At 65.7% G+C, this 14,951-nt stretch carries 15 protein-coding genes; 6 read left to right on the top strand and 9 right to left on the bottom strand.

What is annotated here, in order from left to right; all coding sequences use genetic code 11:
- Positions 1-37: 37 nt before the first annotated feature.
- Positions 38-469 (top strand): nuclear transport factor 2 family protein, encoded by a 432-nt coding sequence (locus XARJCFBP2528_RS10540; RefSeq protein ID WP_039514219.1) that lies wholly within the window; start codon positions 38-40, stop codon positions 467-469.
- Positions 470-594: 125 nt separating this feature from the next.
- The gene (locus XARJCFBP2528_RS10545) at positions 595-1,629 is read left to right on the top strand and encodes a SphA family protein (protein ID WP_039810838.1); all 1,035 of its coding nucleotides are present in this window, start codon (positions 595-597) and stop codon (positions 1,627-1,629) included.
- 201 nt (positions 1,630-1,830) lie between these two features.
- Here the strand turns inward: XARJCFBP2528_RS10545 and XARJCFBP2528_RS10550 are convergent, their stop codons facing one another.
- Entirely contained in the window at positions 1,831-2,505 is a 675-nt protein-coding gene (locus XARJCFBP2528_RS10550; RefSeq protein ID WP_039514223.1) for a GntR family transcriptional regulator, read from the bottom strand.
- Positions 2,506-2,740: 235 nt separating this feature from the next.
- Here XARJCFBP2528_RS10550 and XARJCFBP2528_RS10555 point away from each other — a divergent pair, with 235 nt between their 5' ends.
- The 3 genes from XARJCFBP2528_RS10555 to XARJCFBP2528_RS10565 all read left to right on the top strand — a co-directional run bounded on the left by XARJCFBP2528_RS10555 (position 2,741) and on the right by XARJCFBP2528_RS10565 (position 5,084).
- Positions 2,741-3,646, top strand: a complete 906-nt coding sequence (locus tag XARJCFBP2528_RS10555; protein ID WP_024938270.1) for a gallate dioxygenase — start codon at positions 2,741-2,743, stop codon at positions 3,644-3,646.
- Between the two features lie 10 nt (positions 3,647-3,656).
- Positions 3,657-4,016, top strand: a complete 360-nt coding sequence (locus XARJCFBP2528_RS10560) for a protocatechuate 3,4-dioxygenase (protein WP_039523676.1) — start codon at positions 3,657-3,659, stop codon at positions 4,014-4,016.
- Positions 4,017-4,082: 66 nt separating this feature from the next.
- A complete protein-coding gene (locus XARJCFBP2528_RS10565; protein ID WP_016900751.1) occupies positions 4,083-5,084 on the top strand; it encodes a LysR substrate-binding domain-containing protein in 1,002 nt (333 codons plus the stop codon).
- A gap of 185 nt (positions 5,085-5,269) precedes the next feature.
- Here the strand turns inward: XARJCFBP2528_RS10565 and XARJCFBP2528_RS10570 are convergent, their stop codons facing one another.
- The 7 genes from XARJCFBP2528_RS10570 to XARJCFBP2528_RS10600 form a co-directional block, all read right to left on the bottom strand.
- Positions 5,270-6,748, bottom strand: a complete 1,479-nt coding sequence (locus tag XARJCFBP2528_RS10570; RefSeq protein WP_047124655.1) for an AMP-binding protein — start codon at positions 6,746-6,748, stop codon at positions 5,270-5,272.
- A gap of 204 nt (positions 6,749-6,952) precedes the next feature.
- Positions 6,953-8,422 carry an aldehyde dehydrogenase gene (locus XARJCFBP2528_RS10575; RefSeq protein WP_047124656.1) on the bottom strand — a complete coding sequence of 490 codons (1,470 nt, stop codon included), beginning with the start codon at positions 8,420-8,422 and terminating at the stop codon, positions 6,953-6,955.
- Between the two features lie 83 nt (positions 8,423-8,505).
- Positions 8,506-9,333 (bottom strand): p-hydroxycinnamoyl CoA hydratase/lyase, encoded by an 828-nt coding sequence (locus XARJCFBP2528_RS10580; RefSeq protein ID WP_016900748.1) that lies wholly within the window; start codon positions 9,331-9,333, stop codon positions 8,506-8,508.
- Positions 9,334-9,367: 34 nt separating this feature from the next.
- On the bottom strand, positions 9,368-9,841 hold the full coding sequence (locus XARJCFBP2528_RS10585) for a MarR family winged helix-turn-helix transcriptional regulator (protein WP_016900747.1): 474 nt from the start codon (positions 9,839-9,841) through the stop codon (positions 9,368-9,370).
- A 146-nt stretch (positions 9,842-9,987) separates the two neighbouring features.
- Positions 9,988-10,383 carry an EF-hand domain-containing protein gene (locus XARJCFBP2528_RS10590; protein WP_016900746.1) on the bottom strand — a complete coding sequence of 132 codons (396 nt, stop codon included), beginning with the start codon at positions 10,381-10,383 and terminating at the stop codon, positions 9,988-9,990.
- Between the two features lie 166 nt (positions 10,384-10,549).
- Entirely contained in the window at positions 10,550-11,272 is a 723-nt protein-coding gene (locus tag XARJCFBP2528_RS10595) for a hypothetical protein (RefSeq protein WP_016900745.1), read from the bottom strand.
- Positions 11,273-11,353: 81 nt separating this feature from the next.
- The gene (locus tag XARJCFBP2528_RS10600; protein WP_047124657.1) at positions 11,354-12,256 is read right to left on the bottom strand and encodes an SMP-30/gluconolactonase/LRE family protein; all 903 of its coding nucleotides are present in this window, start codon (positions 12,254-12,256) and stop codon (positions 11,354-11,356) included.
- Positions 12,257-12,516: 260 nt separating this feature from the next.
- On the opposite strand from XARJCFBP2528_RS10600, the gene XARJCFBP2528_RS10605 reads away from it, so the two are divergent.
- Positions 12,517-13,626 carry a Gfo/Idh/MocA family protein gene (locus tag XARJCFBP2528_RS10605; RefSeq protein ID WP_047124658.1) on the top strand — a complete coding sequence of 370 codons (1,110 nt, stop codon included), beginning with the start codon at positions 12,517-12,519 and terminating at the stop codon, positions 13,624-13,626.
- A 280-nt stretch (positions 13,627-13,906) separates the two neighbouring features.
- On the opposite strand, the gene rlmM is transcribed toward XARJCFBP2528_RS10605, so the two are convergent.
- Positions 13,907-14,950 (bottom strand): 23S rRNA (cytidine(2498)-2'-O)-methyltransferase RlmM, encoded by a 1,044-nt coding sequence (gene rlmM / locus XARJCFBP2528_RS10610; RefSeq protein WP_016900743.1) that lies wholly within the window; start codon positions 14,948-14,950, stop codon positions 13,907-13,909.
- Position 14,951 lies beyond the last annotated feature (1 nt).

The raw sequence follows: 14,951 nt of genomic DNA on the forward strand, positions 1-14,951 counted from the left end.
GCGTGTCGGTTTTTCAGCAACGACCCGAGGAAGCTGCATGCCCGACGATGCATCGATCATCATTGCCTGCGAGCAGGTGATTCGCCGATTCGCACTGCTCAACGATCGGCACGATCACGACGGCCTCGCCGCATTGTTCACCGCCAACGGCGTGTTCGCCCGCCCCAGTGCGCCGGAGCTGCCGGTGCACGGGCGCGAGGCGATTCTGCAATCGTTCCGCGCGCGCCCGCCGCGTACGACCTGTCACCTGATGCTCAACACCCTGGTCAGCATCCAGTCGCCGACCCTGGCGCATGCGCACAGCAAGGTCCTGCTCTACACCGCTGCAGACACCTCGACGGCGCCGCCCTGGACGGCCCAATCGCCTGCGTTGCTCGGCAGTTTCGACGACGTGCTGGTGCTGGAGCAGGGGCGCTGGTTGTTCAAGCAGCGGCTTGGCGCCTTGCTGATGCGCATCGGCGCTGACTGATCGCTGCCTCGAACCGATTCATCGACGCACAGACGGCGCAGTCGCCGCCGCCGCGTACCGCAGCACCGCTTTCCTCCCCCACGTCGCGCCGCAGTCATCCATCCATCGCATTGGAGAATCGCCTAGTGGAACGCGTGAGCTCATCTGCCCGTTGTGCCGTTGCACCGCCACGGTTGCCGTCGTACCGGCGCCGTGTCCTGACCTTGCTAACGATGCTTGGTGCCGGCGTGCCCGTTGCGGCATCCGCACAAGCGGTGCCGGAAACCGCTGCACCGCCGCAGGGCATCAACCTGGGCGGGACGAGTTTTCTCGATGGCTTCGGCTCCTCGACGCCGGGCTGGACGGTGATCGAGTATCTGCGCCACTACGACTTCGACGCGATCAAGGACGCGCGCGGCGACGATTCGGCCGCCTTCCGCGATCCCAAGGTCGGTGTCAGCGTCCTGCTGACCCAGCTGATCTACGTCACGCCTTATCGGTGGAAGCGCGCGTCGCTGAGCTTCAATACGATCGTGCCGCTGGTCAACTACGACACGTCCTTCGCTGCAGACAGCCCTGTGCAGTTGCGCGGCAACGGGTTCGGAATGGGCGACATCTCCTTCGGGCCGGCGCTGCAGATCGACCCGGTGATGCGCAACGGGCGAGTCCTGTTCTTCCAGCGCTTCGCGATCGATGCGTTTGCTCCGGTGGGCAAGTTCGATCGCGATGTCGCGATCAACCAGAGCACCGGATTCTGGTCGGCGGCGCCGCATTGGGCGTTCACCGTGCAACCCAGCGACAACTGGGAGATCAGCATGCGGCTGAACTATCTCTACAATTTCCGCACCGATCGCGCCGGCGGCGTACCGCCGATCCCGGGATTCCGTTTTCGCAATGGTCAGGCCGGCGATGTGCTGTGGGCCAACCTGGCCAGCTCGGTGAAGGTCAGCGAGCAACTGCGCCTGGGCATCAACGGGTACTACCTGCAGCAGCTGAAGGACAACCGCACCAACGGGCAGCGTGTGCCCGACAGCAAGCGCATGCAGTTCTATCTCGGGCCGGGGCTGTCCTGGCGGCTGGATGCCAGCAACCTGCTGAATTTCAATGTCTATCTGCCGGTAGAGGTGAAGAATTCGGTGGCCGGCACCAGCGTCAACCTGATGTTCGTGCATTCCCTCTAGCGTGGACTCTCCGGCGTGGAAATCCGCCCGGATCCGCAGCATGCACGCCGGCGCGTCTGCGTGCATGCCGCGGCGCAGACGGATGCAGCACGCTGCTGCAAGCAACGCTGCATGCAGCGCAAGGCCGGGTGATCCCACGCTCGAGCTCTGAAGCTGTGCACGCTGCTGCGCCACGCTGTCCGCGCCAAACCCGTGCGCGCGTCAGATGCCCATGCTGTGGCGCTGGGTATTTGCGTGCTCGCGGAACAACAGTTCGGCACGTGCGCCATCGCGTTGTTCGATGGCCGAGACGATGGCGCCGTGCTGCCGATGTCCGTAGTACAGATCGTCGTAGGCCAGGGTGGGCGAGCGTTGGCCGAACACCACATTGACCGGGCTGACGAAGGGCACCACGGTGCACCGGTCCACGGTCTCGGTCAGGATCGGCTTGTTGGCGGCCACCACGATGGCGCGGTGGAAGCGGGCATTCATCGCGGCATAGGCCTGCTCGTCGTCGGCATCCAGGCTGCGCGTGGCCAGGATCCGGTCGCCTTCGCCCAGACAGGCATGCAGCGTGGCCAGCAATGCAGCCGAGGCGCCCTGTTCGGCGACGGCGCGTGCGGCCATGCCTTCCATCAGGGCACGCACCGCCAGGGCGTCCAGGCTCTCCTGCTGGCTGAAACGTCGCACCGCATAGCCGCGGTTGCCGGCCTGCACCAGCAGGCCTTCCTGGCACAGCGCGGGCAGGGCCTGACGGATGGGGGTGCGCGAGATGGCCAGTCGTTCGGCCAGCGCGGCTTCGGTGATGCGCTCACCGGGGGCGAAGGTGCCGCACAGGATCAGTTCGCGTAGCTGCTGGACCGCTTGCAATCGGTGGTTGTTCGCCATTGGCTCCATTCTCTCGCGCCGTACTGCAGCGCACGTTCCTTCGAAGGGGAAAACTCGCAAAACCGGTATAAAAACCTTGCAGATGAGAGCGCTTGGTGGCACTTTGGATCCCAAGGATACCGTTTTGGCGGTCCGGAGTGGCTGGTCGGCGTTGTTGGGATCCCAAAGCGGGACGGATTTCGACTCAATCAATGATGCGCAATCGGCCAGCAGCGGTGGCCGGCGTGCATCGCAGGAGTGCAGCATGGCAAGCATCATCGGCGGCATCGGAACCTCGCACGTTCCCACCATCGGGGTGGCCTACGACAAGGGCAAACAGCAGGATCCATTGTGGAAGCCGTTGTTCGACGGCTACACACCGGTGGCTGCCTGGTTGGCCGAGCAGCAGGCAGACGTGCTGGTGTTCTTCTACAACGACCATTGCACGACGTTCTTCTTCGACCTGTATCCGACCTTCGCCCTGGGCATCGGCGAGCGCTTCCCGGTGGCCGACGAAGGCGCGGGGCTGCGCAACCTGCCGCCGATCCGCGGCGATGTGCAATTGCAGGCGCATATCGCCGAATGTCTGGTCAACGACGAATTCGATCTGACGGTCTTTCAGGACAAGCCGATCGACCATGGCTGCGCGGCGCCGCTGCCGTTGCTGTGGCCGCACGTGCCGGACTGGCCGGGCACGGTGGTGCCGATCGCGATCAACGTGCTGCAGTACCCGCTGCCGACCGCGCGCCGCTGCTATCGCCTGGGCCAGGCGGTGCGGCGGGCGATCGAATCCTATCCGGAGGATCTCAGGGTGGTGGTGGTGGGCACCGGCGGGCTGTCGCACCAGATCCACGGCGAGCGCACCGGTTTCAACAACACCGACTGGGACATGGAATTTCTGGACCGCTTCCAGCATGCGCCGGAAACGCTGACCGATCTCACCCACACCGATTACGTGCGCCTGGGTGGCGCCGAGAGCGTGGAGCAGATCATGTGGCTGGCGATGCGTGGCGCGCTGGGCGGGCCGATCCGCAAGCTGCATCAGAACTACTACCTGATGACCACCACCGCGATGACGGTGGTGCTGTACGAGCCGGGCGTCGAAGCCGCTGACGCGCCGTCTTCGGCGCAGTTGCTCGCGCACGCCACGTCTACCGCGAATGCTGCATGAGGGCCGGCCGATGAATCCGCAAGTACAGGGCATGGACCAGATCGGCGGCACTTACCTGTTCGATCTGCGCACCAGCAACCGCGCGTTGCGCATCAACCGATTCTTCTGGCATATGATCCGCGCCCCATGGCGCGATCGCTTTCTTGAAGATTCCGAAACCCTGATGCAGGAAGCCGGCCTCACCGAGCATGAAAAGGCGCTGATCCGTGCACGCGACTGGCTCGGGCTGGTGCAGTACGGCGCCAACTTCTTCGTCATCGAAAAATTTGCCCGCGTGGTGCGCATGACCAATCTGCAGGTCTACGCCATCATGCGTGGCGAATCCTTCGAAGATTTCATGCAGACCCGGCGTGTACCCGATGCACGCTGAGCTGCAGGCGGCGGCCTGGTGCCGTCCCGCCGCATTCCCCGACTTCCCAACGTAAGGTCTACCCCCATGACCATGTCCTCCGTGTTCTTCGAACACCGCATCAAGGTCCGGCATCTACGTGTCATCGAGGCGCTGGACCGGCAGAAAAGCCTGCTCCGTGCCTCACGCGTCTTGAACGTCACCCAGCCCGCATTGACGCGTGCCCTGCAGGAGATCGAAGAGATCGTCGGCGCGCCGCTGTTCGAGCGCCATTCGCGCGGCGTGCGCCCCAATGCGATGGGCGAGGTGCTGGTACAGACCGCGCATGTCGTGCTCGGCCAGTTGCGCCGCGCGCAGGACACCTTCGAGGGGCTGCTGCAGGACGACGCGCTCACCATCACCGTGGGCGCGTTGCCGGTCGCCGCCAGCGGCCTGTTGCCGGCCGTGCTGGCCGCCTTGTATCGCGCCGAGCCCACGCTGCGGGTACGCCTGCTGCATGGGCGCACCGACGAACTGCTGCCCAAGCTGGCCGGCAACGAGATCGACCTGGTGGTGGGCCGGCTGTATCCGCTGGCCCGCTACGACGCGTTGATCCGCAAGGTGCTGTACCAGGACCCGATCGCGCTGGTGGCGCGCAGCGATCACCCCCTGTTTGCCAATGGCCAGGTGCGCATCGCCGAAGCCGCTGCGTATCGCCAGGTGTTGCCGACGCTGAGCCAGCACGTCGAGCGCGACGTGGCGCAGGTGATGCGCGAGCACGGGCTGGCCACGCGCGATCAGCTGCGTTCCAGTTCGGCCAGCTTCACCCGCGAGATCCTGCTCGGCACCGACAGCATCGCGGTGATGCCGAGCATGATGGTGGCCGGGGATATCGCACGCGGCGAGCTGCGTGCCTTCCAGCTGCAGCAGCCGTCGCAGGCGCGCGCAGGCGGGGTGATCTATCGCGATGGCAGTGCCATCCACAAGCCCGGCGTGCGCCTGTTGATGCGCGAACTGGAACACCAGTTGGCGGTCATGGCCGAGCAGGGGGCGGTGTGGGTGGACGACCAGATCAGCGAGGACAACCTGTTGCTGGGCGAGTCCGCCTGATCGATTGAGCGCGCATGCGCGGCGCAAGCCGCTGCCGTGTCGCGATGGCGCTGGAGTGCGGCATGCGCACAACGGGCAGCTCAGGCTGCCCGTTGTGCTGTCTGGCATCGGTCGCCGCCTTGGCTGGGGCAGCGAGCCTGCGGGTCACTGCCGGCTGCTCGCGGCGTAATCCACATCCGGCCGCATCACGTCTCGGTGGCCAGGGCATCTTTCAGGCGCGCCTTCTGCAGCTTGCCGGTCGCGGTGCGCGGCAGCGCCTCGACCACGCGCAGGTGCTTGGGCACCTTGTACTTGGCCAGTCGTTCGATCAGATAGGCGCGGATTTGCTCCAGATCCGGCGTCTCGTCGGCCGGCACGATCGCCAGGTAGCCCACCTCTCCCCACTGCGGGTCGGCGATCCCCACCACTGCGCATTCGCGTACCTGCGGGTGATCGGCAAGCACCGCTTCGATCTCGGCCGGATACACGTTCTCGCCGCCGGAAATGAACATGTCCTTCTTGCGATCGACGATCCAGAAGAACCCGTCGGCATCGCGTCGCACAATGTCGCCGGTGTGGAACCAGCCGTGTTCGTCGAGCGCAGCGGCGCTTGCCTGAGGATCGCGCCAGTAGCCGGGGCTGAGGTTGGGGCCACGCAACAACAGCTCGCCGGGCACGCCGACCGGGCAGTCGTTGCCATCGCTATCGACCACGCGCGTCTGCACCGCAGGGGTCGAAATGCCGACTGCGCCCAGCTTGTCGCGGATCACCGCGCAGTCCACCGACATCCCGAACACCGTGCCGGCCTCGCTCATGCCGAAGCCGCTGACCATCGGCACACCGTCGTCCAGCCAGCCGAGCAGGTCATCGCTGGCATGCGGCGCGCCGCCGCTGACCAGCGCGGTGAGATGCCGCAGCGACGCCGCGTCGAAACCGGGCTGGCTGCGGAAGGCCTGCATCATCTGCGGCACGCCGACGTAATGGGTGATGCCCAGCGACTGGTCGCTCAGCCAGCCCAGCGTGCGCCTGGGCTCGAAGCCGTTGGAAACCTGGATCGAGCCGCCCACCGCCAGCACCGGGCGCACGTTGGTGGCCAGGCCGATGATGTGGAACATCGGCGCTTCGCACAGGAAACTGCTGCCGGCATCCACGCGCGTGGTGACGCCGAAGTTGTGCGCCACCTGCTGCAGGTTCTGCTCGCTCAGCATCACGCCTTTGGGCTGGCCGGAGGTGCCCGAGGTGAACAGGATCAGGCTGATGCGTTCGGGTGGAATCGACCCGGTGTCCGCCGGTTCGAGCGTGTTCGCCGCATCGACGAAGTCGGCCAGCGAGGCGACATCGGCGCGCCCTGCCACAACGTCGTCGCCCAACAGCAGGTGTGGCTCGGCGCGCTGCAGCAATACATCCAGTTCGGCCGTGCTCAGCCGCCAGTTCAGCGGCACGTAAATCGCGCCGACGCGTCCACAGGCGAAATGCAGCGCCACCTGCCAGACCGAATTGCGCGCCAGCACGGCGAGCCGTTCGCCATCGATGCAGCCGCGCGCCTGCAGCAAGGCGGCCAGACGGCCGATCAAGATATCCAGTTCTGCGTACGTCCATTGCCGGTCCTGCAGTAGGTCGCGGGCGGCAAGCCGGTGTGGGGTGAGGCGGGCGTGGAAGGAGATCGAGTCGGTCGGCATGGTCATGGCGCTGTCTTCCGAATGCAGATTGGGGGAGTGACTGGCGTGAGTGCGACGGCTGCGGCTGAAGGTTGACGCGTGTGCGAAAACACCTGGCGAACGTTCACCAGAAAGTGCGGACACACCGCAGGAACCGATGGACAAGGCAGTGCCTGTCGCATCGCGTTGCGACCGCGCTCTGGTGGTTGCGCGGTCGGTGGGCTGAAGGGCCTAATTGAGGTAGATGGTTTTGGTTTCCAGGAAGGCGTGCAGCCCTTCGATGCCGCCTTCGCGGCCGATCCCGGAATGTTTGACCCCGCCGAACGGCATGTCGAAGTCCACCCACATGCCATTGATCGAATGACTACCACTGCGCACGCGGCGGGCGATGCGGTAGGCACGATCGGGATCCTCGCTGTAGACCGTGCCGTGCAGGCCGAAGTCGCTGGCATTGACCTTGGCGATCAGGTCGGCCTCGTCGTGGTAATCGATGAAGCTCACCACCGGGCCGAAGATCTCTTCGCGGGCGATGGTCATGTCCGGCGTCACCTCGGCAAACACCGTCGGCTCGATGAAGAAGCCGCGCGGCAGATGCGTTGGGCGGCCGCCGCCCATGACCAGGCGTGCGCCCTCGGCGCGGCCTTGTGCGATGTAGGACTGCACGCGCTCGAGCTGGCGGCCAAGCGCCAACGGGCCCATGCCGGTCTCCGCTGCGAACGGGTCGCCCAGCTTGAGCGCGCCCACAGCCGCGCAGTACGCCTGCAGGATCTCATCGCGTCGCTGCGCCGGCACCAGCACGCGGGTGAGCGCGAAGCACACCTGGCCGGTGATCGGCATCGAGTAGGGCACCAGGCTGGGCAGCAGCTTGGCGATGTCTGCATCGTCCAGCACGATCGCGGCCGACTTGCCGCCCAGCTCCAGCCCGACCCGCGCCAGGCGCTCGGCGCAGGCCACGCCGATCAGCCGCCCGGCCTGGGTGGAACCGGTGAAACTCACCTTGTCCACCTGCGGATGGCGGATCAGCTGTTCGCCGACCTCGCGACCGCCCGGCAGCAGATTGAACACGCCATCGGGCACGCCGGCGGCACTGATGCATTCGGCCAGGATGTAGGCATCGATCGGCGTTTCCGGCGAGGGCTTGGCCACCACCGTGCAACCGGCCGCCAGGGCCGCAGCGACCTTGTAGCAGAGCAGTACCAGCGGTGCGTTCCAGGGAGTGATCGTGGCGACCACACCCACCGGCTCCTGCACGATATGCACGCGGCCGCCGTTGGCACGTGCACGCGGCTCCACGAATGGGTGGGTCGCGATCAGATCGCCGTAATAGTCGAACAGGCCGGGTGCCTGCTGCGAGGCGCGGCGACTGAAGCCGATGGTGGCGCCGACTTGTCCGGTCCAGGCTTCGGCCAGCTCCGGCATGCGCGCACGCAGCTGTGCGGCCACGCGCTTGAGCACGACGCCACGCTCCTGCGGCGATAGCTGCGGCCAGGGGCCGCCGTCGAACGCGGCACGCGCTGCGGCGATGGCCGCCTCGGTGTCTGCCGGCGAGGGCTCGGTGTAGCGCAGCAGGCGTTGTTCGGTGTGCGGGGCAATCACATCGACGTCGCGATCGCCGCTGCTTGCGCGCCATTGGCCGTCGATGAACAGGCCCGATGGCCCACGCGCGGCGATCCCGCGCAGGGTTGCGGACAAGGCTTCCATACTCCCTCCTCGGTGCAGAAAACCACTGGCAGCGCCAGCGATGCGCGTGTTGCACGCATCGCTTCAGGCGCCGTAGGACGTGCTCAGGCGCTGTTTTTGGTCAGGTCGTATTCGCCCAGGCCAGGCTTATAGCTCTTCTCGTCGATGAACTGACGGATACCTTCCTTGCGGGCGTTGTTGTCGAACGAATTGGCCGCTTCCTGCATGCGCACCAGATAATCTTCGGCTTCGTCGTAGGTCATGGTGCCGACGCGGCGCACCGCATCCTTTGCGTATTTCAGCGCGACCGGATTCTTCTTGAGCAGTAACTGGGCCACTTCGCGGGTGCGTGCTTCCAGCCGTTCCAGCGGCACGCTTTCGTTGACCAGGCGCCATTCGGCGGCCTTCTTGCCGTCGACCATCTCGCCGGTCAGCGTCATCCACATCGCATCGCGCATGGACAGCAGTTCCACCGCGACCTTGGTGACGCCGCCGCCGGGCAGGATGCCCCAGTTGATTTCCGACAGGCCGAACTGCGCCTCGTCGGCGGCGATCGCCAGGTCGCAGGCGAACAACGGCCCGAAACCGCCACCGAAGCACCAGCCGTTGACCATCGCGATGGTGGGTTTCTGGTACCAGCGCAGGCGGCGGAACCAGCCGTAGGATTCGCGCTGCGAGCGACGCACGCCGCGCAGGCCCTGCGCCTCGGTCTCGCGGAAATATTCCTTCAGATCCATGCCGGCCGACCAGGCGGTGCCTTCGCCACCGAGCACCAGCACGCCGACGTTGTCGTCGAATTCCAGCTCGTCCAGCACGTCCATCATGCGGCGGTTGAGCGCCGGGCTCATCGCATTGCGTTTGTCGGGGCGTGCGAACTTCACCCAGGCAATGCGGTTTTCGATGCGGACCGATACCACGTCATGCTCGTTCAAGCGGCGTCTCCTTCGAGTCGGTACAGAGTGGAAGTCACAGTTCTTCGGCGAGCGCGGCGTCCGGCACGTTTGCCCGTTCCAGCGTGGCGCTGGCGTTCAACTTGCAGAGCAGGCGCAGCAAGGTCTGCTGCTCGCTGGCCTGCAGGCCGGTGCAGGTGCGCGCGACCGCCCGCGCCAGACAGCCCTGCGCGGTGCCGAGCGTGCGCTCGCCAAGCGGGGTGAGGTACAGGCCCTTGCTGCGTCGGTCGCGGCCGGCCAGGCGCTCGATCAGGCCCTGCTCGGCCAGTGTGTTGGCGATCTTCATGCCGGCAGCGCGATTGACCAGCAGGCGGTTACCCAGTTCGGTCTGGTCGCAGCCGGGCTGGTCGCGGATATGGATCAAGGCGGTGACGCGCGCCGGGGTCAGATGCAGTTCGGCCAGTTCCTGGCGCGCGGCATGGCGGGAGGCCAGGGTCGCCAGTTGCAATTGATAGCCAAGGTCTGCGGCAAGGGCCAGGCGAGCGCTCATCGATCCATCCAAATTGTATCCGTTAAATACAATCTAGCCGACCGAAGCGGGCACTGCAAGAGGTTGTGGCGGTCACAAACGAAGGGCCGTGCGCGCCTGCGTAGCGCGGACGCGCGCGGCCCCTGTTTGCGATGCTGCCGAATGACCTACTGGATCAGCCAGCCGGCCAGCTGTTCGCGGCTCAGGTGGCCGCTGTGCTGGGTGTCGAGCGCGTCGAATTCATCGGCCAGTGCTGGGTTGGCCTGTGCCTCGGCGCGGCTGATGCTGCCGTCGCCGTCGGTATCCATGGCCTGGAAGTCGATGCGGTAGCTGCCGACCACGCTGTTGGGCTGGATCGAGCGCACGATCACAGTGGACTCGCCGCGCGGACGCTCCAGCTGGGCCTGATGGGTGACCTCGCCGCTGGACAGCGGCTGGGTGCGAATCACATTGGGCACATCGATCAGCGGCATGCTGCTGGCCGGCGTCGGCGCCTGTTGCGCGAGCGCGTGGCCGCAGAGCAGCAGCAATACGGAAAACGAAACGGTACGAACGGTGGTCATCAGATCCCCCTGATGTGGAACAGCCCGCAAGCATAGAGGCTGTCGGGCGTCCTGAGGTGTGCAACGTGCGCTCAGGCTGACGTCAGTGCAGCGTGCGCGATGCGGCATCGGCAATCGGAACCCATGGCCACACCGCACCGTCGCACGCCGCATCCAGGAAAGCGGCTCAGCCGGGGATGAATGGAAACACGATCTTCAACAAGCCCTTCAGACCGCCCTCGGCAGTGCTGGCCACGGCCTTGGCGCCCAGGCTGTTGAGCGCGCGCCGTACGTCTTCCCAACGCACCTGCGCGATGTCCTTCTTCAACAGGTCCGCCACTTCTTCGGCGGTGGGTGTGAGCTTTTGCAGCTCGCGCACGGTGGCCTGCGGATCCGGCTGCAGATAGCCCCAGCGCTCGGCGACTTTCAGCAGCGTGTCGAAGCGCACCGCGACCACTTCGCGATTGCGCTCGTACACCGGCAAGGCACCCACATCCAGGATGGCCTGTTCGAATTGCTGCGCGTCATCCGGGTGTTCGATGCGCACCGCCAGAAAGCCTTCCTTGCGGCTACGCTCGCTGACGTGCTTGGCACCGGAGCGCAGGTTGTCTTCGGTGAGCACGTTGGCGACGATGCGCTGCATTGCCGCGTCGCCTTCTTCGGGCACCAGCGAGCGCCAGCGCGCATAGCCGTCGCGACGCAACGCCTTGACCTTGGCCGAGGTCACCCGCAGCTGCAGCGCGACCATCGCGTTGGAGCTGTTGCGCGAGATGGCGCCGTCGCGTTCGAGCAGCACGAAGATCAGCAATTCCAGATCGCGCTTGGTCAGCGATTGGAATCCCTGCAGCAGGGTCAGGCGCAGGAATTCGTTGCCGAAGGCAGCCGCGTCCTTGAGTTCGATCGGTTGCATGGGGAGTCCTCCACGGGTGACCTGCAGGATGCCAGGACGCTGTTGCGCGACCTGAGAACCGTTGCGACGCGCGCAGCAGTTTCAGCGTCCGGTTTCGCGGCCCGGACGATCGGACCTGAACGTTTCAACTGCGCCACGATCCTGCAAGGTGACGAACACCTGTTTGCCATCGGTGCCGCCGAACGCGACGTTGCTGGCCTTGCGGCCCTTCAACGCGACCGTGCGCAGCAACTTGCCCTGCGGCGAGACCACCGCGATCTGCCCGGCATCGTAGCGGGCGATATAGAGGTTGCCGTCGGCATCGCAACGCATGCCATCCATGCCGAAGTCCGGGAAGCTGATCAGCAGGCGTTTGTTGCGCAGGCCGCCATCGACGCGGTCGTACACCCACACCTTGCGCGACATGCTTTCGTTGACGTAGAGATGCTTGCCTTCGGGGCTGACGTCCAACCCGTTGGGCGTGGTCATGCCCGATTCCATCAACGCGACGACGCCCTCGCGGCTGATGTGCCACAGGCGGCCGCTGTTGTCCTTCCAGTTCGGGTCGCTTGCATAGAAGCTGCCATCGGGCGCAATCGCCAGATCGTTGGGGCCGTCAGCGTCGGGCAGCGAGGCGAAGGTGCTGACTGCACGCGTCTGCAGGTTCACCTGCAGGATCTTGTGGCCGGTGAAATCGGCCACGTACATCGTCCCGTCGCGGAAGCGGATGCCATTGCCGGTGCTGCCCTCGGGCAAGGTCACGAACACCTCTGCCTTGGCGCTGCCATCGGCGTGCAGGGCAATGCGTGCGATGGTGCCGTCCTTGCCCAGATTCACCGCATAGAGCGCGCCATCCGGTCCGGCTGCAGGACCTTCGGCATTGTGGGTGAAGGCGCCATCGCCGATCAGGTCGCGCGCAACGAACGGCGCATCGGCAGCGGTCGCCAGCGAGCTGGACAACAGCAACGCCAATGGCAGGAAACGGCCGCGGGCAACAGCGGTCATGCGGCATGCTCCAGATGGGATCGTTGCCAGTGTGCCAGAACGTGCGCAGCGGCCATGGCGGTGATCACGCACGATCAAGTAAGGTGCCCGGGCAGCATTGGCCGACGAGCGACCAACAGCAGCACTGCGTCCGCCTGCGGGCAGTGCGATTGGGCGCGGTGCGGCATGTACCCACTGACACTCCGGTGCGAGTGTGTTGTCGTCACTGACGAACGCACGCGATGGTGTCAGCCGCTCTCAATCTTGCCAAGGAGGTTTGCATGTCCGTGGAATCGATCACACGTCGCCGTTTGCTCGCCGCGTTCGGCGGTGCTGGCATCCTGCTTGCTGCGCCCGGCTGGGCATTGCCGAAGAAAAAGCCGGGCAAACCGCTCAACGTGGCATTGGCCGGCCTGGGCAGTTATGCCAGCGAACAGCTCGCGCCGGGCCTGGCATTGACCAAGCATTGCAAGCTGGCCGGTATCGTCACCGGCACGCCCGCGAAGATTCCGCAGTGGCAGGCCAAGTACGGCATCGCCGATCGCAATGTCTATAACTACGAGAACTTCGACCGGATCGCCGACAACGACGACATCGACGTGGTGTACATCGTCACGCCGACCCATCTGCATGCGCCGCTGACGCTGCGCGCGGCGGCGGCCGGCAAGCACGTCTGGTGCGAAAAGCCGATGGCGATGCATGCCGGCGAATGCGAGGCGATGATCGCGGCGTGCAAGCGCAACAAGGTGGCGCTGACCATCGGTTACCGCATGCAGCACGAACCCAACACGCGTCGCCTGATCGCGATGGCCAGCGAGAAACCGTTCGGCGCGATGCAGCGTGTGCGCGCCGAGGCCGGGTACAACGGCTATCACGATGCGACCAAGGCCGATCGTCCGTGGCGCTTGCGCTCCCAGTTCGGCGGCGGGGCGATGTACGACATGGGCGTGTATCCGCTCAATGCCGCGCGCTACACGGTGGGCAGCGAGCCGTTGGCCGTGACCGCCAAGCGCTGGACCGATCGCCCCGAGCTGTTCGACGAAGTCGACGAGCATATGGACTTCACCCTGGAATTCCCGAACGCGGTGCGTGCCGAGTGCAAGACCAGCTTCGGCAACAACATGAATGTGCTGCGTGCCGAATGCGAGCGCGGCTGGTATGAGTTGTCGCCGTTCCAGAGCTACCAGGGCGTGACCGGCAAGGCCAGCGACGGGCGCGTGTTCGACGCCAAGGTGCCGCACCAGCAGGCCTTGCAGATGGACGAGGACGCGCTGGCGATCATCAATGGCACTCCGCTGCGTGCGCCCGGCGAAGAAGGCCTGCGCGACATCCGCATCGTCGATGCGATCTACCGCTCGGCCCGCGAGGGCAGCAAGCGAATCGTGCTCTGATCGCGCCTAAGCTCCGTCAAACGACGGAGCTGACCGCCGAAGCGCAACGAGCAGGCTGGCGCGCACCAGCCTGCCACGGTGAAGTCCCCAAGGGCCGTGCAGTCCAGCACCGAAAGCGGCTGCTGATCAATCACGCCGGACTGCCAGCACTGCCGACTGCGCTGATGTGGAACGCCACACCAAGTTACGCGATACCCCCCAGCACCCACAGCAGTAACGCCACCAATCCCCCGCTTTTACGATTCCCGATTCCCGATTCCCGATTCCCGAATCCCAGCTCCTAATCCCGCATCGCCAACACCGTGATCTCCTCACGATCGTGATACAACTGCTTGGCACGCACGATCAGCGATTTCTCGGCCTGCTGCTCGAACAGGTCCAGGCACAGGCGGGTCTCGTCCCAGCGCTTTTTCATCGGCAGCTTGAGGTTGAAGATGGTGTTGCGGCACCAGCCTTCGCGGATCCAGGTGGCCATGCGTTCGGCCACGCGGCGCGGTTGCTCGACCATGTCGCAGACCATCCAGTCCAGCGCCTGCGCAGGCTTCCAATGAAAGCCGTCGGCGCGCAGATGCTCGACCAGGCCGGTCTCCAGCACGTGCTCGCGTAGCGGGCCGTTGTCGACGCTGGTGACATGCACATGCTGGCGGGTGAGCACCCAGGTCCAGCCGCCGGGAGCTGCGCCCAGGTCGGCGGCGCGCATGCCGGGCTTGACCAGCGCCTCGCGTTCGTCCGGCGCGAGCAGGGTGAGCAGGGCTTCGTCGAGCTTGAGCGCCGAGCGCGATGGCGCCTCCGGCAACAGCTTCAAACGTGGAATGCCCAGAGGCCAGGGCGCGCTGTCGGCACTGTCGGCCACCGCCAGCAAGGCGTGGTCGCCATCGAGAAAACAGATATGCAGCCGTGCCAGGCGCGGCTGCGGCTTGTCGGTGAGCAGGTCGGCCTTGCGCAAGGCCGGGCGTAAGGCGTTGCCGAAGCTGCGTGCCAGCCCTGCCAGCGGCTTGCCCGCGTCCGAATCCGGGTGTTCCACCCACAGATCGCCGAAACGCGGCTGGCCCTCCAGTGCGGCCAGGATCGGCGTGATGCGGTCCTTGGGGTCGATGCCCTTGAGTTCGGCAATCACCACCAGCTTCTGCCGCGCGAAGATCAGCTCGCGCCAGTGCAGCCTGGCAGCCAGTTGTGCGGCCTCATCGCAGACGAACAGCACATAGCCGTTGTTGCGCTGGGTACGCGCATAGCCGGCGATGCCGACGAATGCGGCGCGCGCGCTCAACTCGGCGGCCAGCTCCGGCTCGAAGCCCTGGCGGCAGTAACACAGCAGGCCGCTCATC

Source organism: Xanthomonas arboricola pv. juglandis, assembly GCF_001013475.1.
In the GTDB taxonomy this organism is placed as follows: Bacteria; Pseudomonadota; Gammaproteobacteria; order Xanthomonadales; family Xanthomonadaceae; genus Xanthomonas; species Xanthomonas arboricola.